Here is a 21,924-nt window from a genome sequence, read left to right as displayed (position 1 = left end):
GTGGGCGCGGAGATGTGTATAAGAGACTGGGGTCGGGGGCGGCCTGGGGGCGGCCCGGTTCGGGTTCGTGTTCGTGTTCGCCGGAGTGTGCTCCGTCTCGGGCTCTCCCACTCAGGCCTGTGCACAACGCGGTTCTCCACACATTCGCTCAGCTGGGCCGATAACTGAGTGAATGTCAGTGGTGCGTGAGAGAATTGCATTATGCAAACGACCACCGAAACTGCGCGCACCATCGCTGAGCTCGACGCTCTCGCGATGCGCATCGGCGCCATTGCGGGCGATGCGGGCGTCAACGGTGCGATCTTGAGCGGCGACGGTGCACGGGGTGCGGGCGCGAGTGCTTTCGCCGCAATGGTGAGCGACGACGAACTTCTGGGTGTCGCATCGGCCGTCGGCCGTGTTTCGGCGCGTATCGATGCACTGCAGATCGCTGTCGTAGGCGAGATCGGCGAGCGTTCGCGTGCAGAACTCGGCGAAGCCCGGCTCTCTGCCCGGCGCGGTTGTCGAACACCATCCGAACTCATCCAACGACTCACCTCACTCTCGGGCGCCGCTGCCACTCAGTTTCTCGCCGTCGGCGCTGCAACCCGCCCCTCGACTTCATTCACCGGCGAGCCACTTCCACCGCGCTTTCCCCGTGTCGCCCAGGCCCTCCGGGAGGGCGCCTTGTCTGCCGACGCCGCCACCGCAATCGTGCGCGGGCTCGGGCCGGCGGTGAGGGTGTTCGGCTTCCCTTCCGCCGTGAACTTCGACGGCTCACGCTCCGACGACTCCGACAGCCCCCATGACCCTGATAACCCCGCTGGCCCGTCTGGTTCCGATGACCCCGCTGGCCCCGCTGGTTCTGATGGCGCCGACAGTATTGACAGCTTCAGCGGCTCTGACAGCTTCAGCTGTAGTGACGGCGTCACCGCCGCCGAAAGGGAGCTGGTCTCGGCCGCGCGTGGCGAAAGCCCCGAGAGCCCCGTTCCCGCAACCGCAGAAGAGTTGCGCCTGCAGGCTGCGGTGTGGTGCACCCTCCTCGACCCCGATGGCACACTTCCCGCTGAAGAACGGGCCATGAAGCTGCGCGGCTTCCGGCTCGGCACCGAGCGGCGCGGGGTCATCCCCGTCTCCGGCGACCTGCTCCCCGAAACCGCCGCTCGCCTCCAGCGCCTCTTCGACACCTACCTCTCACCCGCTTCGGGCCCTGTTGCGTTCCCCCGCGAATCGATCAGCCACGTTTCAGTCAGCTGCGATCGGGTTTCCGCCCGGGCTACCATCGACAACGCCGCCGCCGCGACGAGCCATGCGGAGGTCGACGACATGCCCGAGACGAGATACCGCGACCAACAGCGCCACGATGTCTTGGCGGCCATCCTCGAAACCGCCGCCCGCAGCGCCGAGACGCCTAACATCGGGGGAGCAGCACCCACCGTGCTGGTCAGCATTCAGTCCACCGACCTCGAGTCCGGTCACGGGGTGGGCTGGGCCGAAGGCATCGACGTACCCCTGTCGATCCACGCCGTCAGACAGCTCGCCTGTTCGGGCGGCACGCAGAAGGTGGTACTCGGCGAGACGGGCCGGGTACTCTCCCTGGGCTCACCCGAACGCTGCTTCACGGGCTGGCAGCGACGCGCTATCACTCTCCGCGATGGCGGCTGCGTCATCCCCGGCTGTCAGATTCCGGCCGCCTGGTGCGAGATCCACCACGTCACCGCCCACGCCGACGGCGGCGCCACCCACACCGACAACGGGGTTCTGCTCTGCTGGTTCCACCACCGCAGCATCGAGTCTTCGGGGTGGGAGGTCGCCATGCTCGCTGGAGTCCCTCACATCAAGGCCCCACCCTGGCTGTCCACAGCCCACCGGCACTGGATGCCCACCCATTCGTCTCGTATCCGCCGAACACTGCTCCGCACATGATTGTCACAGTGCATGTGAGCATTCGTCAGGTAACTGGTACGTTGTGGCGATGTCAGATCTTCTCGGCGTGTTCACCTCGATCATCTCCGCCGGGGCTTTGGCCGCCGCCGTGGCGGCCGGTATTGCCGCCTGGAGAGTGGTCGAAATCGAACGACGGAGAGACGCGCGCTCTCAGGCGCTGCACATTTCGTCGTGGGTATCAGAGCGTCCGACTGCGACAGGTCAGACGAGGGCCAAGCAGTATGGCGTCGAGATACTGAACGTCTCGACCTCGCCGGTGACAGACGTGACAATCTATGTGCGCATGCTCGACGGCACCGCGTATGCCCCGCTCGCACTTCGCGTGCTGCCGCCCGGCCACTACTTCGCAGCGCAGGGTGCGAGGAGAAACCGCAGGGCAACCGACGGAGAAGCATCTTTACAGAGCGAGAAGAAGAGTGATGCCACGTACGAAGCGAAGTACAAGTGGGCCTTCCCCGAATCGGTGGAGTCTGAGTGCAGACCGATCTGGATGAGCGAAACGTGGCGGGTGCAGAGCATGACCTTCACCGACCGAGCGAACATCACGTGGGAACGCACCGCAGACGGGGTGCTGAGCGAGCTCCCTGCACCGCATCAGCAGCACCAGGGCCGATACAGCCCGGGCCCGGAGCAGACCGGGCCGAGCGCCGGGCTCGTCTAGGGTTGGAGGTATGGCTGTGCGCATCGATCCGAGTATTCTGGCCGCCGATTTTGCGAACCTGGAGGCGGAGATCGCCCGGGTGGCGACGGCCGACCTCATTCACGTCGATGTGATGGACAACCATTTCGTGCCGAACCTGACCCTCGGGCTGCCGGTGGTCGAGAGCCTGCAGCGAGTGTCGGCGCTGCCGCTCGACCTGCACCTGATGATCTCCGACGCCGACCGCTGGGCCCCGGTGTACGCCGAGACCGGGGCGTACTCGGTCACGTTCCACGCCGAGGCGGCGGCCGATGTGGTGGCCACGGCCCGGCGGCTCCGCCAGATCGGTGCCCGTGCCGGGCTCGCGGTGAAGCCCGACACCGATATCGCCCCGTACCTCGAGTTGTTGCCCGAGTTCGACATGCTGCTCATCATGACGGTCGAGCCGGGGTTCGGTGGGCAGTCGTTCATGCAGAGCACCATGCCCAAGCTCAGCCGGGCATCCGAAGCCGTCGCGGCAAGCGGGCTCGATGTGTGGCTGCAGGTCGACGGCGGCATCAGCGAGAAGACGATCGAGCTGGCGTCGGCCGCGGGGGCGAACACATTCGTCGCCGGATCGAGCGTGTTCGGTGCCGAGAACGCTGCAGAGCAGATAGCGCTGCTGCGCGAGCTCGCTCGCTCGGCCGCCGGCGCGCACACGCACTGAGCCGCGCATCCGCACCAAGCAGCACACCCGCACCAAGCAGCACACCCGCACCGACCGGCACCCCGCCCACTGCAGACCGGCTAACCTAGAAGCGTGAAAACCTTCGACGAACTGTTTGCCGAGCTGAGCGAGAAGCAGGCGTCGCGCCCCGAAGGGTCGGGCACCGTTCGTGAACTCGATGCCGGCGTGCACGCCATCGGCAAGAAGATCGTCGAAGAGGCCGCCGAGGTGTGGATGGCCGCCGAGTTTCAGAGCGATGCCGAAGCCGCCGAAGAGATGTCCCAGCTGATCTACCACGTGCAGGTGATGATGCTCGCAAAAGGCCTCACTCCGGCCGACATCTACCGACATCTGTAGTTGATTGTGTGATGCGTCCCCGCCGCATCAGACGGACGCCAACCGTTCGACACGTACTGCCGCATCACACGGACGCCAACCGTTCGACACACACTGCCGCGTCAAACGAACAGCGGCGGGCCTCGAACGCCCACCTCACTGCAGACCGTAGCCACCACACTTCTTCTGAAAGATCTTGCCATGCTGAAAATCGCGGTGCCCAACAAGGGCTCCCTGTCTGAAACCGCTGCCCAGATGCTCGCCGAGGCCGGTTACCACGGCCGCCGCGACCCCCGCGAACTGGTCACCGCCGACCCGGCGAACGGCGTCGAATTCTTCTACCTGCGGCCTCGCGACATCGCCACGTACGTCGGCTCGGGCGCCCTCGATGTGGGTATCACCGGCCGCGACCTGCTGCTCGACTCCGAGTCGCCCGCCACCGAGGTTGCCGAACTGAACTTCGGCGGCTCGACCTTTCGTTTCGCGAGCCCGGCCGGCGAGTTCAGCACGCTCGAGCAGTTGCAGGGCCGCCGGGTCGCCACGAGCTACCCGGGCCTCGTCGCGGCATTCCTCGCGAAGTCGAACGTCACCGCCACGCTGGTGAAGCTCGACGGGGCCGTCGAGTCTGCCGTGCGGCTCGGGGTGGCGGATGCCGTTGCCGACGTGGTCTCGACGGGCAGCACCCTGCGAAAGGCTGGTCTCGAGATCTTCGGCCCCGTCATTCTCGAGTCGACGGCAGTACTCATCAGTTCGGGCATCCAGAACCCGGGCGCCGACACTCTGCTGCGCCGGCTGCAGGGCGTTCTCGTGGCCCGCCAGTATGTGCTGATGGACTACGACGTGCCCCGCGCCCACCTCGATGCCGCCGCCGCACTCACGCCCGGCATCGAATCGCCCACCATCTCGCCCCTTGCCGACCCCGACTGGGTTGCGGTGCGCGCGATGGTTCCGCGCCACGACATGAACCTCGTCATGGACGCCCTGTGGGAGGTCGGCGCGCGCGCCATTCTGGTCAGCCCCATTCACGCTGCGAGAATCTAGTCATGACACTTGCAGTGCGGGTGATTCCGTGTCTCGATGTGGCCGCCGGTCGCGTGGTGAAGGGCGTCAACTTCGAGAACCTGCGTGATGCCGGTGACCCTGTCGAACTGGCCGGCCTGTACGCCGCACAGGGCGCCGACGAGATCACCTTTCTCGACGTGACCGCCACCGTCGACGAGCGCGCCACGATGTACGACATCGTGCGCCAGACCGCCGAGCAGGTCTTCATTCCGCTCACCGTCGGCGGGGGAGTGCGAAGCACCGACGACGTGGCCCGCCTGCTCGCCAGCGGGGCCGACAAGGTGGGCGTGAATAGCGCCGCCATCGCCCGCCCCGAGCTCATCGGCGAGATCGCCGACCGGTTCGGCGCACAGGTTCTGGTGCTGTCGCTCGACATCAAACGCTCGACGAGCGAGGCTGCGCGCCGCGGCTCGGGTTTCGTCGTGACCACGCACGGCGGTCGCCGCGAGACCGAACTGGATGCCCTGGCCTGGGCCACCCGCGCTATCGAGCTGGGGGCGGGCGAACTGCTCGTGAACTCCATCGACGCCGACGGCACGAAAGACGGCTATGACCTCGAACTGATCCGGTTGATGCGGGCCATCAGCTCCGTGCCCGTGATCGCGTCGGGCGGCGCCGGGCGCGTGAGCGACTTTCCCGACGCCATCGCCGCGGGGGCCGACGCCGTTCTCGCCGCATCGGTGTTCCACAACCGCGAGCTCACCATCGCCGACGTCAAGTCGGCCCTCACCGAGAGCGGGGTGGTGGTGCGATGAGCAGCAGCACGGGCAACAGTACGGGCAACGACACGAGCGTGAGTGATGACACGAGCGCCGACAGTGCCCTCGACGCCATCATCAGCCGCGCGAGCTTCAACGGCAAGGGCCTGCTGCCCGCCGTCATCCAGCAGTTCGACACCCGCGAGGTGCTGATGCTCGGCTGGATGGACGCCGAAGCCCTACGCCGCACGTACACCAGCGGCCGGGTGACGTTCTGGTCGCGCTCCCGCCAGGAGTACTGGCGAAAGGGCGACACTTCCGGCCACGCGCAGTTCGTGAAGTCTGCCGCCCTCGACTGTGACGGGGATACGCTTCTTGTAGAGGTCGACCAAGTGGGCGCCGCGTGCCACACCGGTGACCGCACGTGCTTCGACGCCGACCACCTGCACCCCGTCGTGGGCAATGCTCCCGCAGCACCGAGGCCGGAAGCACCAGCGCCAACACACACAGAACCAGCAGAACCAGCAGAACGAGACATCTGATGCCCCAGACCGCAGTGCACAGCACCACGCGTGAGCAGTTCGACGAACTGCTCGGCACGCACCGGGTGATCCCGGTCATCCGCACCCTCTTCGCCGACGGCGAGACGCCCGTGGGCATCTACCGCAAGCTGAGCGACAACCGGCCGGGCACCTTTCTGCTCGAGTCGGCCAGCCAGGGTGGGGTGTGGTCGCGGTTCTCGTTCATCGGCGTGTCGAGCTACGGTGTGCTCAGCGCTCAGGATGATCGTTCAGTGTGGCTCGATTCCGGGCTCAGTGCCGCGCGAGCGTTTCCGCACGGTATGCCGGGCACACCGCTCGAGGCCCTGGCCGAACTCTACGAAGAGTGGAAGACCCCAGCCGTCGACGGCCACCCGCCGCTGACCGGGGGCCTCGTCGGCTTCATCGGCTGGGAGACCGTTCGCCAGATCGAGCGCCTGCCCGACCAGCCGGCCGCCGACATCGAGGTTCCGAGCCAGGCGCTGACGTTCGTCGCCGATCTCGTGGCCGTCGATCATCTTCTCGGCACGGTCACCCTCATCTCAGCCGTACTGGCCGACGGTGACCTCGCGGGCGGGTCGGGCGATGCCGGTGGGCACAGTGCCGATCCCGACGAGCTCTGGGCCGATGCCGTCGCGCGGCTCGACGCCATGCAACTGCGGCTCGCCCAGCCCGCCGAGGCGTGGCTCGCCGATGCCGACTTCTCGCTCAGTGCCGCGCCGGTGGCACGCACCGACCGCAGCGCGTTCCTTGAGTCGATCGAGGTGGCCAAAGAACACATTCGCGAGGGCGACATCTTTCAGGTGGTCGTCTCGCAGCGGTTCGACCTGGCGTGCGAGGCGGAGCCCATCGAGGTGTACCGTGTGCTGCGCACGCTGAACCCGAGCCCCTACCTGTACCTGCTGAACCTCGAGACCCCGGGCGGCGAGCCGTACGCCATTGTCGGTTCAAGCCCTGAGGCTCTGGTCAAGGTCGAAGGTTCGCGGGCCTTCACCCACCCCATTGCTGGCTCCCGCCCCAGGGGTCGCACGACCGACGAAGACCTGGCCTATGAGACCGACCTGCTGGCAGACCCCAAAGAGCGCGCAGAGCACCTGATGCTCGTCGACCTCGCCCGCAACGACCTGCTGAAGGTCTGCCGCGCCGGGTCGGTCGAGGTGACCGAGTTCATGCGCATCGAGCGGTTCAGCCACATCATGCACATCGTGTCGTCGGTCGAGGGGATGCTCTCACCCGACGTCACCGCGGTCGATGTGTTCCGCGCCACCTTCCCTGCCGGCACGCTCTCGGGTGCGCCGAAACCGCGCGCGCTGCAGATCATCGACGAGCTCGAACCCGCCCAGCGCGGCGTCTACGGGGGAGTCGTGGGCTACTTCGACTTCGCCGGCGACGCCGACCTCGCCATCGCCATCCGCACCGCGGTGATCGCAGGGGGCACGGCTCGTGTGCAGGCGGGCGGCGGAATCGTGGCCGACTCCGACCCCGACTCCGAGTTCATCGAGTCGCAGAACAAGGCGGCCGCCCCGCTGCGGGCCGTCGCCATCGCCAACGCCATGAAGCGGGTCGTATGAGCGACGCACGCGAGATCCCGGATGCAATGGCCGCCAAGGCCCGCCGCTTGAAGTCGTTCACGATTCTGGCTGTGGTGCTCTGGAGTGCCCTCGTCTTCTTGGCCTGGTCGCAGCCCTGGTTCAGCCTGACCGCCAGCGGGCGGGCCGGTGACAGCCTCACCATCAGCGTGCAGGGCAGCATCGCAGGGCCCGCACTCTCGGCCCTGGCTCTGGCCGGCCTCGCCCTGTCAGCTGCCCTCGCCATCGCCGGAACCGTCGTACGCGCCGTGCTCGGCTTTCTCGAACTCGTGCTGGGCGCCTCCATTGCGTTCTCATCGATCAGCGCCCTTGCTGATCCTGCCGGCGCTAGCCAGGCCGCCGTGACGACGGCTACGGGCGTGGCAGGGTCGGGCTCGATCAAGGCGATCGTGTCGGCAGCGAGCCCCACGCTCTGGCCCTACCTCGCTGTGGTGGTCGGCGTGCTGATGGCCCTCACGGGCATCCTGATCATGGTGTCACTGCGCCGCTGGCCCGTGTCGGGCCGCCGCTACCAGCCGGTTCAGTTCGCCGCCGCCGACGGCCGCACCTCGTCGAACCCGGCAGACCTGCTCGAGCCCGATGACGATAAGGCCGATGACGAGACTGAGCCCGCGAACCCGGTCGACCCCGACGAAGTCGCCATCAGCAGCAAGAATGCGGCCGTCGACAATTGGGACAGCCTCACACGCGGCACCGACCCCACCAGCTGACGCCAGCCCCAAACAACGACGCCAGCCCCAAACAACGCTGCCGTCACCAGATACACTTGAATTCGACCAGCGCAGCCGCGCGCACAGCACCGAGGAGCATCACGCACAATGAGTATTGAGTCAGCAGAACCGGGCCACGGCAGCTCCACTGCCTCGTGGACGGCGGTGGTCATCATGCTGGTGGCCTTCGCCATCGGCACCACCGCTTTCTTCTTCAGCATCGTGTGGCTCGTCTGGGCTTCGGCTGGTCTTCTCATCCTCGGCCTGCTCACCGGCATCGTGCTGGCGAAGGCCGGCTATGGCGTGGGCGGCTCGAAAACCGTCTCGAAGAGTCACTGACGCCGGTGCTTCGAGATCTCACCGCCGGTGCCGCTGAAGATGCAGCAGCCCGGCAGCAGCTCGTCTCTTTCGACGACATAGAACAGCGCGCCCACGAGCAGACGCCGGCCCTGGATGCCCTGGCCTTCCTTGCTCCCGCTGAACGCGTCAAGATCATCGCCGAAGTCAAGCGCTCGAGCCCGAGCCGCGGGGCCCTGGCCACGATCACCGACCCGGCAGCCCTCGCCTCGACGTACCAGTCGGCGGGCGCGAGCACGGTCAGCGTGCTCACCGAGGGCCGCAAGTTCAAGGGTTCCCTCGAAGATCTCGAACTCGTGCGCGATGCGGTGTCGATTCCGGTGCTGCGAAAAGATTTCATCACGCTCGACTACCAGGTCTTCGAGGCCCGTGCCGCCGGCGCCGACCTCGTTCTGCTGATCGTGGCTGCTCTCGAGCAGCCCGAGCTGGTGCACCTGCACGAGCTGATCACGTCGCTCGGCATGACCGCGCTCGTCGAGACGCACTCCGCCGACGAGGTAGAGCGTGCGCTCGACCTCGGCGCCTCGCTGATCGGTGTCAACGCACGCAACCTCAGCACCTTCGAGCTCGATCAAGACCTGTTCGGGCGACTCGCCGACCGCATTCCTGCCGGCATCATCCGCGTGGCCGAGTCTGCCGTGAAGACCGCGGCCGATGTCAGCCACTACCGCTCGAGCGGAGCCGACGTGGTACTCGTGGGCGAAGCCCTCGTCACGGGCGACCCGGCACGCACGCTCGAAGAATTTCTCGGTATTTCATGACTGGAGTTCGATGACCACCCACCTGCGCGACGAACAGGGCCCCTTCTTCGGCGAGTTCGGCGGGCGGTTCATGCCCGAATCGCTCATCGCCGCTCTCGACGAGATCTCGGCCGCCTACGACGAGGCGAAGAACGACCCGTCGTTCGCTGCTGAGCTGGCAGCACTTCACCGCACGTACACCGGTCGCCCCTCGATCATCACCGAGGCTCCCCGGTTCGCCGAACACGCCGGCGGCGCGCGCATCATTTTGAAGCGCGAAGACCTGAACCACACCGGTTCGCACAAGATCAACAACGTGCTCGGCCAGGCCCTGCTCGCACAGCGGCTCGGCAAGACCCGACTGATCGCCGAGACCGGTGCCGGCCAGCACGGCGTCGCCACGGCCACGGCCGCCGCCCTGTTCGGGATGAGCTGCGTGGTCTACATGGGCGAGGTCGACACTGAGCGCCAGGCGCTGAACGTGGCCCGCATGCGCCTGCTCGGCGCCGAGGTCGTCTCGGTCACCACCGGCACGCGCACGCTGAAAGACGCCCTGAACGAGGCCTTCCGCGACTGGGTGGCGAACGTCGAAGACACCCACTACCTGCTCGGAACCGTGGCCGGCCCGCACCCGTTTCCGGTGATGGTGCGCGACTTTCACAAGGTCATCGGTGAAGAGGCCCGCGAGCAGGTGCTCGCCCTCACGGGCGCCCTGCCCACCGCCGTGGTCGCCTGCGTGGGCGGTGGCTCGAACGCCATCGGCATCTTCCACGCCTTTCTCGACGACCCCGATGTCGAGCTCTACGGCTACGAAGCAGCGGGTGACGGTGTCGACACCGATCGGCACGCCGCCACCATCTCGCGCGGCCGCCCCGGCGTGCTGCACGGCTCGCGAAGCCTGATGTTGCAAGACGCTGACGGCCAGACCAGCGACTCGCACTCCATCTCGGCCGGCCTCGACTACCCTGGGGTTGGTCCAGAACACGCGTGGCTCTCCTCGATCGGCCGGGCCACGTACCTGCCCATCACCGACGCCGAGGCTATGAACGCGTTCCGGCTGCTCTGCGTGACCGAGGGCATCATTCCGGCCATCGAGTCGGCCCATGCTCTGGCGGGTGCGCTCGACCTCGGCAAGAGGCTCGGCCCGGGTGCCACCATTCTCATCAACCTCAGTGGCCGCGGCGACAAAGACGTGGAGACCGCCGGGCGCTACTTCGGTGTGCTCGACGAAGCTGCGCTGGTCGCCACCGAACTCGATGCCATCGAGGCCGACGAAGCCGAAGGGGTTCAGCGATGACCGCCGTCACGAGTGCAGCAGGCCCAACCGCTGGCTCCGCCTCAGCAGCAGCCTCGCCCGTCGGCCGCACTATCGCTCGCGCCAACTCCGACCGTGCGGGGGCGCTCATCGGCTACCTGCCCGTGGGATTCCCCACCCTCGCCGGCAGCATCGATGCGGCCGTGGCCCTGGTCGAGAACGGTGTCGATGTACTCGAACTCGGGTTGCCGTACACCGACCCGGTGATGGATGGCCCGGTCATCCAGCGCGCCACCCAGACCGCCCTCGAGAATGGGTTTCGCCTGCGAGACGCGTTCACGGCGGTCGAGGCCATCAGGGCGCGAGTGGATGCCCCCATTCTGCTCATGACGTACTACAACCCCATCGTGCAGTACGGTATCGACCGTTTTGCCGACGACCTCGTATCGGCCGGCGGCGCGGGGCTCATCACGCCCGACCTCACCGTCGACTCCGGCGCAGAATGGCTCGCCACAAGCGACCGCACGGGGCTCGACCGCGTGTTTCTCACCGCACCCACCTCCACGAGTGAGCGCCTGAAGCTCGCCGTCGACCACAGTCGCGGGTTCGTCTACGTCGTATCGACCATGGGCGTCACGGGTGCTCGGGGCGACGTCGACTCGGCAGCGCGAACACTGGTCGATCGACTGCGGGAGGTCGGGGCATCCACCTCGACCGCCAGCGCCTGCGTGGGCATCGGCATCTCGACGGGCGACCAGGTTGCTGAGGTTTTGGCGTACGCCGATGGGGCGATCGTCGGCTCAGCACTCGTTCGGGCGCTCTCCGAGCACGGCGTTGCCGGAGTTGCCCGTGTGGCCGCCGAGCTGGCTGCCGGTACGCGCAGGTAGCGAACTCGAATACACTTGGCGATGCTGGCCGCGCGCCTCGCCGCCTGCTCCCGTACGGAAGGTTTCAACCCCGGTGTTTCTGCCTCAAAGCATTCCCAGCCCGTCGATCAACTCGCTTGACATCACGGGTTGGCTCCAGACCCTGGGTATCGACCTGCCGTTCACGCTGAACATCCGCATCTATGCGCTCTGCATTCTGTTCGGCATCATCATCGCCACCATCATGACGTCTCGCCGCCTCACCAAGCGCGGGGCCGAGCCGGGCATCGTTCTCGACATCATTCTGTGGGCCGTGCCGCTCGGCATCATCGGGGCACGCGTCTTTCACGTACTCACGCACCCTGGCGACTACTTCTACCCCGGCGCAGACCTGGCGAAGACGCTGTACATCTGGGAGGGCGGCATCGCCATCTTCGGCGGGCTGATCGGCGGTGGCATCGGCGCAATGATCGGGTGCCGGTTGTCGGGCATCCGATTCTGGACCTTTGCCGACGCCCTCGCACCCGGGCTGCTGCTCGCGCAGGCCTTCGGCAGGTTCGGCAACTATTTCAACCAAGAACTCTTCGGTTTTCCCACCGATGGCTGGTGGGGCCTCGAGATCGCGTCTCCCAACACTGCTATTCCGATCGGCCTCGCGCCGGGCACCCTCTTTCAGCCCACGTTTGCATACGAGGTCATCTGGAACGTTCTGGGCGTGCTGTTCCTGCTCTTCATCGGCAAGAAGCTGAGCCTGCAGTGGGGCAAGCTGTTCGGCGCGTACCTCATCTGGTACGGCGCCGGCCGCAGCGTCTGGGAGACCATCCGCATCGACCCGAGCGAGATCTTCTTCGGCGTTCGCACGAACGTCTGGGCCGCGTGGGCCGCCATCGCGGTGGGCCTCATCATCATCATCGTTCAGACGCGCCGCCACCCCGGTGTCGAGTGCGGCCCGCACACCTCCGGCACTGTGTGGTCGGCGGCAACGGCTGCAGTAGACTCCAAAGAGACGTATTCAGACGAAGATCTCCGGGGCGACGACGCTTCGAATGAGTCAGACTCCGAAGACAACAGTTCTGAAGACAACACCCCCGAAGTCAACCCGCTTCCTCACGATCGCGAACCGAGTGCCACAAGCACGGCCGGGGCGAAACGCACGCTGTAGACAACAACACGACCAGTCGACAGCAGTAGACACTTCGTACCACCCTTTCACCTCGGGCCGCCGGCGTCCCAATCACAGCTACCCGGTTGCAGTTCTCCGGGGGGATGGATTCTTATGGTTGAGAGCACTACCTCTTCCTCCACCAGCGCTTTCAGCTTCAGTGCGCTTCCGTCGTCGCAGGGTCTGTACGACCCGAGCAATGAGAAAGACGCCTGTGGCCTGGCCATGGTCGCAACGCTGCGTGGAACAGCCGGTCACGACATCATCGTGACCGCGCTCACCGCGCTTCGAAACCTCGAACACCGCGGCGCGGTCGGCTCCGATGCGGGCACCGGCGACGGTGCGGGCATCCTCACCCAGATTCCCGACGAATTTCTGCGCGCTGTGGCGGGCTTCGACCTGCCCGAGGTCGGCTTCTACGCCGTGGGCAACGCTTTTCTGCCGCTTGACAAGGCCGAACGAGACACCGTTCTCGAGCGGCTCACCGAGGTCGCCGAAGAAGAGGGCCTGGCGGTTCTGGGCTGGCGCGAGGTTCCGGTGCACCCCGACGAGCTCGGCCGCCTGGCACGTGAAGCGATGCCTGCCATCTGGCAGCTGTACGTCGAGGCGAAACACCACGATGCGAACGGGGCCAAGGCTTCGGGCATCCAGCTCGACAGGCTCACCTATCGCCTGCGCAAGCGCATCGAGCACGAGCACGAGGTGTACTTCATGTCGCTGTCGGCGCGCACGCTGACATACAAGGGCATGGTCACCACCCTGCAGCTCGAGCCGTTCTACCCCGACCTCTCTGACGAACGGTTCGCCTCGAAGCTGGCGCTCGTTCACTCGCGCTACTCCACCAACACGTTCCCGTCGTGGCCGCTCGCGCAGCCGCTTCGCATGATGGCGCACAACGGTGAGATCAACACCGTGCAGGGCAACCGCAACTGGATGCGCGCGCGCCAGTCGCAGCTGAAGAGCGCTGCTCTCGGCGACATGGCCCCCCTGCTGCCGATCGTCACGCCCGGTGCCAGCGACTCGGCCTCGTTCGATGAGGTCGTCGAACTGCTGACCCTGGCTGGCCGACCGCTGCCGCACGCCATCATGATGATGGTTCCCGAGGCGTGGGAGAACAACGCTGCCTTCGACCCGCAGCGGCGCGCCTTCTACGAGTTCCACTCCACCCTGATGGAGCCGTGGGACGGCCCGGCTGCGCTGGTCTTCACCGACGGCACGCTCGTCGGTGCCACGCTCGACCGCAACGGCCTGCGCCCCGGTCGCTACCTGGTCACCGACGACGGCCTGGTTGTGCTCGCCAGCGAGATCGGCGTGCTCGACGTCGACCCCTCGAAGGTCGTTCGCAAGGGGCGGCTCCGCCCCGGAAAGATGTTCCTCGTCGACACCGAGGCCGGTCGCCTCATCGAAGACGACGAGATCAAAGACTCTCTCGCAGCAAGCGAGCCATGGGCCCAGTGGCTCGACGAGGGGCGCATCAATCTGCGCGACCTGCCCGAGCGCGAGCACATCGTGCACACGCCGGCCTCGGTCACCCGTCGTCAGCGCACGTTCGGGTTCACCGAAGAAGAGATCCGCATTCTGCTCACCCCGATGGCCAAGAACGGCGCAGAGCCGCTCGGGGCCATGGGCTCCGACACTCCCATCGCGGTGCTCTCGAAGCGCCCGCGGCTGCTCTTCGACTACTTCACGCAGCAGTTCGCCCAGGTGACGAACCCGCCGCTCGACTCCATTCGTGAAGAAGTCGTCACCTCTCTTCGCCTCGGCCTCGGCCCCGAGCGCAACCTGCTCGACGCGACGCCCGGCCACACCGGCCAGGTCGTGCTCGACTTTCCCGTCATCGACAACGACGAACTCGCGAAGATCCAGCACATCGACGGCGTCTCCGGCAGCTCGACCACCACGACCATCAAGGGTCTCTACCGGGTGGAGAACGGCCCGTCGGCCATGCAGGAGCGCATCACCGAGATGTGCGCCGAGGCAGACGAGGCCATCGCGCGCGGCGCCAAGTTCATCGTGCTGAGCGACCGTGACTCGAACAAAGACCACGCACCTGTTCCCTCGCTGCTGATGCTCTCTGGCGTTCACCACCACCTCATCCGCACCCAGAATCGCATGAAGGTGGGCCTGATCGTCGAGGCCGGCGACGTTCGCGAGGTGCACCACGTCGCGCTCCTCATCGGTTTCGGTGCGTCTGCGATCAACCCGTACCTCGCCATGGAAACGTGCGAGAACCTCGTGCGCTCGGGAATGATCACCGGTATCACGCCCGAGAAGGCCGTGAAGAACGTGATCAAGGCGCTCGGCAAGGGCGTTCTGAAGATCATGTCGAAGATGGGCATCTCCACGGTGTCGTCGTACGCAGGCGCCCAGGCGTTCGAGGCCGTCGGTCTCGACAAGGCGTTCGTCTCCGAGTACTTCACCGGCACCTCATCGAAGCTCGGCGGCATCGGCATCGACGTCATCGCGGCCGAGAGCGCCAACCGGCACGCGGCCGCGTACCCCGAAGACGGCAGCGTCACGGTTCACGAACCGCTCGCCGTCGGCGGCGAGTACCAGTGGCGCCGCGAAGGCCCGCCGCACCTCTTCAACCCCGACACCGTCTTCCGCCTGCAGCACTCCACCCGCGCGCGCCGATACGACATCTTTCGCGAGTACACCAAGCTGGTCGACGACCAGGCTGCAGAGCTGATGACCCTCCGCGGCCTGTTCACGCTGCGCACGGATGCCCGGCCCCCCGTCGCTCTCGACGAGGTCGAATCGGTCGCATCCATCGTCAAGCGGTTCTCCACCGGCGCTATGAGCTACGGCTCCATCTCGCAGGAGGCGCACGAGACGCTCGCCATCGCCATGAACAGGCTCGGCGCGAAGTCGAATACCGGTGAGGGCGGAGAAGACGTCGCCCGCCTTCTCGACCCCGAACGCCGCAGCTCGATCAAGCAGGTTGCATCCGGCCGCTTCGGTGTGACCAGCATGTACCTGACGCACGCTACAGACATCCAGATCAAGATGGCGCAGGGTGCCAAACCCGGCGAAGGCGGCCAGCTGCCGCCCATGAAGGTCTACCCGTGGATCGCGCGTACGCGCCACGCCACCGCCGGTGTGGGTCTCATCTCGCCGCCCCCACACCACGACATCTATTCCATCGAAGACCTCAAGCAGCTCATCTTCGATCTCAAGCGCGCCAACCCCGAAGCTCGTGTACATGTCAAGCTCGTGAGCCAGAACGGCATCGGCGCGGTTGCGGCCGGTGTCACGAAGGCCCTGGCCGACGTCGTACTGGTCTCCGGCCACGACGGCGGAACGGGTGCGAGCCCGCTCAACTCCTTGAAGCATGCCGGCACCCCGTGGGAGCTGGGCCTCGCAGAGACCCAGCAGACGCTCATGCTGAACGGCATGCGCGACCGCGTCGTGGTTCAGGTCGACGGCCAGATGAAGACCGGCCGCGACGTCATCGTGGGCGCGCTGTTGGGGGCGGAGGAGTTCGGTTTCGCCACCGCACCGCTCGTCGTCTCCGGCTGCGTCATGATGCGGGTCTGCCACCTCGACACCTGCCCCGTGGGCGTCGCGACGCAGAACCCCGAGCTTCGTGCGCGCTTCAGCGGCAAGCCAGAGTACATCGTCAACTTCTTCGAGTTTCTCGCCCAGGAGGTACGCGAGTACCTGGCCGAGCTCGGGTTCCGCACGCTCGAAGAGGCCATCGGCCACCACGAACTGCTGAATGTCGACAACGCCCTCACACACTGGAAGGCCGACGGCCTCGACCTCAGCCCCATTCTGGTCGGCCCGACGTTCTCCGACTCCGAGCCGCGCGTCAACCGTCGTCAGCAGGAGCACGAGCTCGAGAAGCACTTCGACAACCGCCTCATCCGTGACGCGGCAGAGGCGCTGGAGTTCGGCGAGCCCGTCGTCATCACCCTGCCCATCCGCAACACCGAGCGCGCCGTCGGCACCATGCTCGGCCACGAGGTGACGGTCCGGCACGGTGAGAACGGCCTGCCCGACGACACCATCCAGATCACGCTGCTCGGCTCGGCCGGCCAGTCGCTCGGTGCGTTCCTGCCCTCGGGCATCACGCTGCGCCTTGAAGGCGACTCCAACGACTACGTGGGCAAGGGCCTCTCCGGCGGCCGCGTCATCGTGCGGCCGAACCGTGCGTCGACCTTCGCCGCCGAAGACAATGTGATCGCCGGCAACGTGATCGGCTACGGCGCGACGAGCGGCAGCATGTTCATCCGGGGCATCGTCGGTGAGCGTTTTCTCGTGCGCAACTCGGGTGCGATCGCCGTGGCCGAGGGAGTGGGCGACCACGCCCTCGAATACATGACCGGTGGCATTGCGCTGATTCTCGGCGAGACCGGGCGAAACCTCGGTGCGGGCATGTCAGGTGGTACTGCTTACGTCTACAAGCTTCGCCCCGAGCTCATGAACGCCGACTCGGTGGCCAGCGGCGAACTGCAGCTGCTGCCGCTCGATGCGGCCGACAACGACCTGCTGCGTTCGCTTCTCACCGAACACGAGTCGGAGACCGGTTCGGCCGTGGCCGCCTCGATGCTTCAGAACTTCGACGAGACCGCTCGTGATTTTGTGAAGGTGCTGCCGCGTGACTACGCGGCTGTGCTTGCAACCCGCCAGACGGCGCTCGACGAGGGTCTCGACCCCGACGGCGATGTTGTCTGGGAGAGAATTCTGGAGGTAACCGGTGGCTGATCCCAAGGGGTTCTTGAAGGTCACTGAGCGTGAGGTGCCCAAGCGGCGGCCCGTTCCGATTCGACTGATGGACTGGAAAGAGGTCTACGAGGCCGCCGACCCGTCGGAGACCCGCCGCCAGGCCGGTCGCTGCATGGACTGCGGTATTCCGTTCTGCCACCACGGCTGCCCGCTCGGCAACCTGATTCCCGAGTGGAACGACCTCACGTGGCGCGGCGAGGGCCGGCAGGCCATCGAGCGCCTGCACGCCACGAACAACTTCCCCGAGTTCACGGGTCGGCTCTGCCCGGCACCGTGCGAGAGCTCGTGTGTGCTCGGCATCAACCAGCCTGCTGTCACCATCAAGCAGGTCGAGGTGTCGATCATCGACCAGGCCTTCGCCAACGGTTGGGTCACCCCGCACCCGCCAGAGCGTCTCACCGGCAAGACGGTCGCCGTCGTCGGATCCGGCCCGGCCGGTCTCGCCGCGGCACAGCAGCTCACCCGCGCCGGCCACACGGTGGCCGTGTACGAGCGTGACGACCGCATCGGCGGGCTGCTGCGGTACGGCATCCCCGACTTCAAAATGGAGAAGAAGCACCTCGAGTCGCGTCTCACGCAGATGATGGCTGAGGGCACCCGCTTTCGCGCCGGCATCAACATCGGCGTCGACATCACCTGGGCCGACCTCCGTTCGCGTTATGACGCGGTCATCGTCTGCACGGGTGCGACCGTTCCACGCGACCTCGTCATCCCCGGCCGCGATCTCGAGGGCGTGCACCACGCCATGGAGTTCCTCGTTCAGGGTAACAAGGTGGGCGCTGGCGACACCGTCACCGATCAGATCACTGCTGAAGGCAAGCACGTCGTCGTTCTCGGCGGCGGCGACACCGGAGCAGACTGCATCGGCACCGCGCACCGCCAGCAGGCCCTCTCTGTGACCAACCTTGCCATCGGCCAGCAGCCACCGACCGAGCGTGCCGAGAGCCAGCCCTGGCCCATGGTTCCGAACCTCTTCGAGGTCTCGAGTGCCCACGAAGAGGGCGGCGAGCGGGTCTTCCTGGCCTCCACCGTCGAGTTCCTCTCCAACGAGTCGGGCGAGGTTCGCGCCATCCGCGTGGCCGAGACCGAGTATCTGGATGGCCGCCGCGTACCCAAAGCGGGCACCGAACGTGAGATCCCCGCCGACCTCGTACTGCTGGCGCTCGGCTTCACCGGGCCCGAAACCCATGACCTCACGCACCAGGTCGGGGCGGTGTTCGACACCCGCGGAAACGTCGAGCGCGGTGCCGACTACTCCACGAGCATCCCGGGCCTGTATGTTGCCGGTGACGCCGGTCGCGGCCAGTCGCTCATCGTCTGGGCCATCGCCGAGGGTCGCGCTGCGGCCTCGAGTGTCGACCGGTACCTTGAAGGCGACACCGAACTGCCTTTCCCCGTTTCCCCAACCGACCGCGCAATCGCGATCTAATAGAACCAAACCGATGCGCACACCGCGCAGAAGCATGGAGTACCACACAGAATGAGACGCGCAAAGATCGTCGCCACCCTCGGGCCGGCGACCTCGTCATACGAGAACATCCGGGCCATCATTGACGCCGGAGTTGATGTCTGCCGCATGAACCTCAGCCACGGTTCGTACGACGTACACGAAGGCATCTACGCCACCGTGCGCAAGGCGGCCGCAGACTCGGGTCGCGCCGTCGCGGTGCTGGTCGACCTGCAGGGCCCCAAGATCCGCCTCGGCAAGTTCGAGGGCGGCCCGTACTACCTGGCCCAGGGCGACATCTTCAAGATCACCACCGACGACGTTATCGGTACCCGTGAGCTCTCGGGCACCACGTTCAAGGGCCTGCCGCAAGACGTCGCCCCCGGCGACTTCCTGCTGATCGACGATGGCAAGGTGAAGGTCAAGGTTCTCGAGACCGACGGTACCGTCGTCACGACCGAGGTCATCGTGGCCGGCAACGTGTCGAACAACAAGGGCATCAACCTTCCCGGCGTCGCCGTGAACGTGCCTGCCCTGTCGGAGAAAGACGAAGCAGACCTCCGCTGGGGCCTCCGCCTCGGCGCCGACCTCATCGCCCTCTCCTTCGTTCGCGACGCAGCAGACATCACCCGCGTGCACGAGATCATGGCAGAGGAGGGCCGCAAGGTTCCCGTCTGCGCGAAGATCGAGAAGCCGCAGGCCGTCGACAACCTCGAAGAGATCATCGATGCGTTCGACAGCATCATGGTCGCCCGCGGTGACCTCGGTGTCGAGCTTCCGCTTGAAGCCGTACCCATCGTGCAGAAGCGCGCCATCGAGCTGTCACGCCGCATGGCGAAGCCCGTCATCGTTGCAACGCAGATGCTCGAATCGATGATCTCGAGCCCCATCCCGACCCGTGCCGAGACGTCTGACGTCGCGAACGCGGTGCTCGACGGCGCCGACGCGGTCATGCTCTCGGGCGAGACCAGCGTGGGGGAGTACCCCATCATCACGGTGCAGACCATGGCACGCATCGTCGAGTCGACCGAGATCCACGGCCTCGAGCGCATCCCCGCGCTCGGCACCAAGCCGCGCACCCAGGCCGGCGCCATCACGCTCGCCGCAGCCGAGGTCGCCGACTTCGTCGGCGCGAAGTTCCTCGTGGTGTTCACCGAGTCGGGCGACTCGGTTCGCCGCATGACCCGGCTTCGGTCGAGCATCCCCATCATCGGGCTCACGCCTGAGGCGGGCATCCGCAACCGCATGGCACTCTCGTGGGGTGTCGAGTCGTACCTGGTCGCTCGCGTCAACCACACAGACCAGCTCATGGTTCAGGTCGATGACGTTCTGCTCGGAGAGAAACTGGCCGAGCTCGGTGACCGCGTGGTCGTCATCTCCGGTTCGCCTCCCGGAAAAGCCGGCACCACCAACGACATGCGCGTGCACATCATCGGTGAAGGCCACAACCCGCAGAAGCCCGACCCCGACGCGCTCGACCACTAGGTCTGCACATCGGCGATTCGAGTCGCACCATGAAGGAGTCCGGCGTGAAAGCGTTGGGCTCCTTCATGGTTTGCTGCGGGGTGGTTGTGGTGGCGCTGACCGGGTGCGCCGGGGGAGAACCGGTGTCAGGCAGTACGTCGGCGTCTGCGTCAGCATCTACATCTACATCTACATCGGCATCTACGTCGGCTACGTCGCCGGCGAGCTCGAGCCCCGCAGCAGGCATTGCACTCCCGCCTGCCGGGGCACCGGCCGACTACCAGCTGGGCGGGGCATTCCCTCCGGCTTCCGCTGTGATGGTCGTCACCCGCGATAGCACTGCGCCGCCGGCTCCGGGCCTCTATTCGATCTGCTACGTCAACGCCTTTCAGAGCCAGCCCGGCGTCGACTGGCCGAGCGCGCTGGTGCTGCACGACGCATCTGGAGCCCCCCTTCGCGACCCCGGCTGGCCCGACGAGTCGATCTTCGACACCTCGACTGCCGCCAATCGCACCGAACTGCTTGCGCGTCTCACCGCCACGGTTTCCGGATGCTCGGCCGCCGGCTACCGCGCCGTGGAGTTCGACAACCTCGACTCGTACACCCGCTCGAACGGTGCCCTCACCGTCGACGACGCCCTGGCGTTCGCCACGCAGCTCGTGACCCTCGCCCACACGAACAACCTGGCTGCGGGGCAGAAGAACGCCCCCGATCTCGCCGCCCGCGCCCACAGCGCTGCCGGGTTCGACTTCGCTGTAGCAGAGGAGTGCATCCGCTTCGCCGAGTGCGAGGCGTACGCTGCTGTCTACGGAGAGAATGTCATCGACATCGAATACGCCGAGAATCTCGGGGGCTCCGGCGGCGCTGGCGCGGCCTCAAGCACAGATCTCACCGCGGCCATTGCTCACGTCTGTGCAACTTCGCCGAGGCCCCGCAGCACAATGGTGCGAGACCACAGCCTCACGGCGCCCGGTTCGGCCACCTTCGTAGACCAGAGCTGTGCTCCGTGACGTTGAGTACCGGTGGTGGGACTCGAACCCACATTACGGGCGTGTCGGAGCGCTGTTCGGCTTATATTCACAAGGGTTCACGCCCCGTCGAGTGCGCTCGGACGCCTCAGTTTGTGGCAGCGTGCCACACTAGTCCGACTCGCTAGGCGCTAGTCCGAGCATCCCACGGGTCCCGTCGACCAAGCTCCGAAACGTCGCGCGGGATCGAATCGCATCTCGGTGAACAGCACACACCGAGTAGTCGACGAGTAGGCCTCCGCTTGCCACGGTTACCCGCTCCGAAGGAGCACGTTCGCACTCGTCGAACATGCACTCATCCATGCTCCGAACGTATCGATTGTCAGAGCGTTCGTCTACTATCGGTCATGCGTCGGCCGGGGCGCTCCAAACAAAGGAGCACGCTTGGCTGACTGGCACCCCCTGCAGACACTTCTGCCCGTGACCTGGGTACTGCCCCGACCCAGCGACGGTGACCCGTTCGCAGAGATCCGTTGGCTCGAGGTGCAGCGCAACGGTTCGCCGGTGTGGTGTTTCCGCGCGGTGACGCACGAACAACCGCGGCGACTGATTGGCTACTTCGAGACGTTGAAGGAGGCCAGTGCAGTGGCGTATCAGTGGGGGCTCGCCACGCTCACCCCATCATCAAACTTCGGCCTTTATGAGAACCAGCCGGCTCTCTGACCCCGCCA

At 66.3% G+C, this 21,924-nt stretch carries 19 protein-coding genes; all 19 read left to right on the top strand.

All coding sequences use genetic code 11. The annotated features are described in order from the left end of the window. Positions 1-201 precede the first annotated feature (201 nt). The 19 genes from QN358_RS13735 (at position 202) to QN358_RS13645 (ending at position 21,916) form a co-directional block, all read left to right on the top strand. Positions 202-1,905 carry an HNH endonuclease signature motif containing protein gene (locus QN358_RS13735; protein WP_323512721.1) on the top strand — a complete coding sequence of 568 codons (1,704 nt, stop codon included), beginning with the start codon at positions 202-204 and terminating at the stop codon, positions 1,903-1,905. A gap of 49 nt (positions 1,906-1,954) precedes the next feature. Beyond that, the gene (locus QN358_RS13730; protein ID WP_323512720.1) at positions 1,955-2,587 is read left to right on the top strand and encodes a hypothetical protein; all 633 of its coding nucleotides are present in this window, start codon (positions 1,955-1,957) and stop codon (positions 2,585-2,587) included. A 10-nt stretch (positions 2,588-2,597) separates the two neighbouring features. Then, positions 2,598-3,272: a ribulose-phosphate 3-epimerase gene (gene rpe / locus QN358_RS13725; RefSeq protein ID WP_323512719.1), complete on the top strand. Its 675-nt coding sequence runs from the start codon at positions 2,598-2,600 to the stop codon at positions 3,270-3,272. A gap of 93 nt (positions 3,273-3,365) precedes the next feature. Next, positions 3,366-3,629 carry a phosphoribosyl-ATP diphosphatase gene (locus tag QN358_RS13720; RefSeq protein ID WP_136641752.1) on the top strand — a complete coding sequence of 88 codons (264 nt, stop codon included), beginning with the start codon at positions 3,366-3,368 and terminating at the stop codon, positions 3,627-3,629. Between the two features lie 180 nt (positions 3,630-3,809). Beyond that, positions 3,810-4,649: an ATP phosphoribosyltransferase gene (gene hisG / locus QN358_RS13715; protein ID WP_136641753.1), complete on the top strand. Its 840-nt coding sequence runs from the start codon at positions 3,810-3,812 to the stop codon at positions 4,647-4,649. A 2-nt stretch (positions 4,650-4,651) separates the two neighbouring features. Beyond that, on the top strand, positions 4,652-5,425 hold the full coding sequence (gene hisF / locus QN358_RS13710) for an imidazole glycerol phosphate synthase subunit HisF (RefSeq protein ID WP_136641754.1): 774 nt from the start codon (positions 4,652-4,654) through the stop codon (positions 5,423-5,425). After that, positions 5,422-5,910: a phosphoribosyl-AMP cyclohydrolase gene (hisI, locus tag QN358_RS13705; protein ID WP_136641755.1), complete on the top strand. Its 489-nt coding sequence runs from the start codon at positions 5,422-5,424 to the stop codon at positions 5,908-5,910. The genes hisF and hisI overlap by 4 nt, the downstream gene beginning before the upstream one ends. Beyond that, positions 5,910-7,478 (top strand): anthranilate synthase component I, encoded by a 1,569-nt coding sequence (locus QN358_RS13700; protein WP_136641756.1) that lies wholly within the window; start codon positions 5,910-5,912, stop codon positions 7,476-7,478. The genes hisI and QN358_RS13700 overlap by 1 nt, the downstream gene beginning before the upstream one ends. Continuing rightward, positions 7,475-8,206 (top strand): Trp biosynthesis-associated membrane protein, encoded by a 732-nt coding sequence (locus tag QN358_RS13695; protein ID WP_323512718.1) that lies wholly within the window; start codon positions 7,475-7,477, stop codon positions 8,204-8,206. Before QN358_RS13700 ends, QN358_RS13695 begins: the two co-directional genes overlap by 4 nt. A gap of 108 nt (positions 8,207-8,314) precedes the next feature. After that, positions 8,315-8,545, top strand: coding sequence for a DUF6704 family protein (locus QN358_RS13690; protein ID WP_136641757.1), 231 nt, complete (start codon positions 8,315-8,317; stop codon positions 8,543-8,545). Positions 8,546-8,550: 5 nt separating this feature from the next. Beyond that, positions 8,551-9,324 carry an indole-3-glycerol phosphate synthase TrpC gene (gene trpC / locus QN358_RS13685; protein WP_136641758.1) on the top strand — a complete coding sequence of 258 codons (774 nt, stop codon included), beginning with the start codon at positions 8,551-8,553 and terminating at the stop codon, positions 9,322-9,324. Between the two features lie 10 nt (positions 9,325-9,334). Beyond that, positions 9,335-10,600 carry a tryptophan synthase subunit beta gene (gene trpB / locus QN358_RS13680; protein WP_136641759.1) on the top strand — a complete coding sequence of 422 codons (1,266 nt, stop codon included), beginning with the start codon at positions 9,335-9,337 and terminating at the stop codon, positions 10,598-10,600. Beyond that, positions 10,597-11,445 (top strand): tryptophan synthase subunit alpha, encoded by an 849-nt coding sequence (gene trpA / locus QN358_RS13675; RefSeq protein ID WP_136641760.1) that lies wholly within the window; start codon positions 10,597-10,599, stop codon positions 11,443-11,445. Before trpB ends, trpA begins: the two co-directional genes overlap by 4 nt. Before the next feature lie 73 nt (positions 11,446-11,518). Further along, the gene (gene lgt / locus QN358_RS13670) at positions 11,519-12,586 is read left to right on the top strand and encodes a prolipoprotein diacylglyceryl transferase (protein ID WP_416351995.1); all 1,068 of its coding nucleotides are present in this window, start codon (positions 11,519-11,521) and stop codon (positions 12,584-12,586) included. A gap of 114 nt (positions 12,587-12,700) precedes the next feature. Beyond that, on the top strand, positions 12,701-17,293 hold the full coding sequence (gene gltB / locus QN358_RS13665) for a glutamate synthase large subunit (protein WP_136641762.1): 4,593 nt from the start codon (positions 12,701-12,703) through the stop codon (positions 17,291-17,293). Beyond that, positions 17,286-18,743: a glutamate synthase subunit beta gene (locus QN358_RS13660; protein ID WP_136641763.1), complete on the top strand. Its 1,458-nt coding sequence runs from the start codon at positions 17,286-17,288 to the stop codon at positions 18,741-18,743. The genes gltB and QN358_RS13660 overlap by 8 nt, the downstream gene beginning before the upstream one ends. Before the next feature lie 51 nt (positions 18,744-18,794). After that, entirely contained in the window at positions 18,795-20,246 is a 1,452-nt protein-coding gene (gene pyk, locus QN358_RS13655; RefSeq protein WP_136641764.1) for a pyruvate kinase, read from the top strand. A 29-nt stretch (positions 20,247-20,275) separates the two neighbouring features. Then, entirely contained in the window at positions 20,276-21,235 is a 960-nt protein-coding gene (locus QN358_RS13650) for an endo alpha-1,4 polygalactosaminidase (RefSeq protein ID WP_136641765.1), read from the top strand. A gap of 402 nt (positions 21,236-21,637) precedes the next feature. Beyond that, the gene (locus QN358_RS13645) at positions 21,638-21,916 is read left to right on the top strand and encodes a hypothetical protein (RefSeq protein WP_323512717.1); all 279 of its coding nucleotides are present in this window, start codon (positions 21,638-21,640) and stop codon (positions 21,914-21,916) included. The last annotated feature ends 8 nt before the right edge of the window (positions 21,917-21,924 follow it).

It is taken from the genome of Subtercola sp. RTI3 (assembly GCF_035018625.1).
Lineage (GTDB): Bacteria > Actinomycetota > Actinomycetes > Actinomycetales > Microbacteriaceae > Subtercola > Subtercola vilae.
Note: the sequence above shows the minus strand (reverse complement) of the source record. Positions and strands in the feature narration are given on the sequence as shown.

Coding starts and splice junctions, on each gene's coding strand:
- QN358_RS13735 (WP_323512721.1), top strand. CDS start 202: ATGCAAACGACCACCGAAACTGCGCGCACCATCGCTGAGCTCGACGCT.
- QN358_RS13730 (WP_323512720.1), top strand. CDS start 1,955: ATGTCAGATCTTCTCGGCGTGTTCACCTCGATCATCTCCGCCGGGGCT.
- rpe (WP_323512719.1), top strand. CDS start 2,598: ATGGCTGTGCGCATCGATCCGAGTATTCTGGCCGCCGATTTTGCGAAC.
- hisG (WP_136641753.1), top strand. CDS start 3,810: ATGCTGAAAATCGCGGTGCCCAACAAGGGCTCCCTGTCTGAAACCGCT.
- hisF (WP_136641754.1), top strand. CDS start 4,652: ATGACACTTGCAGTGCGGGTGATTCCGTGTCTCGATGTGGCCGCCGGT.
- hisI (WP_136641755.1), top strand. CDS start 5,422: ATGAGCAGCAGCACGGGCAACAGTACGGGCAACGACACGAGCGTGAGT.
- QN358_RS13700 (WP_136641756.1), top strand. CDS start 5,910: ATGCCCCAGACCGCAGTGCACAGCACCACGCGTGAGCAGTTCGACGAA.
- QN358_RS13695 (WP_323512718.1), top strand. CDS start 7,475: ATGAGCGACGCACGCGAGATCCCGGATGCAATGGCCGCCAAGGCCCGC.
- QN358_RS13690 (WP_136641757.1), top strand. CDS start 8,315: ATGAGTATTGAGTCAGCAGAACCGGGCCACGGCAGCTCCACTGCCTCG.
- trpB (WP_136641759.1), top strand. CDS start 9,335: ATGACCACCCACCTGCGCGACGAACAGGGCCCCTTCTTCGGCGAGTTC.
- trpA (WP_136641760.1), top strand. CDS start 10,597: ATGACCGCCGTCACGAGTGCAGCAGGCCCAACCGCTGGCTCCGCCTCA.
- gltB (WP_136641762.1), top strand. CDS start 12,701: ATGGTTGAGAGCACTACCTCTTCCTCCACCAGCGCTTTCAGCTTCAGT.
- pyk (WP_136641764.1), top strand. CDS start 18,795: ATGAGACGCGCAAAGATCGTCGCCACCCTCGGGCCGGCGACCTCGTCA.
- QN358_RS13650 (WP_136641765.1), top strand. CDS start 20,276: ATGAAGGAGTCCGGCGTGAAAGCGTTGGGCTCCTTCATGGTTTGCTGC.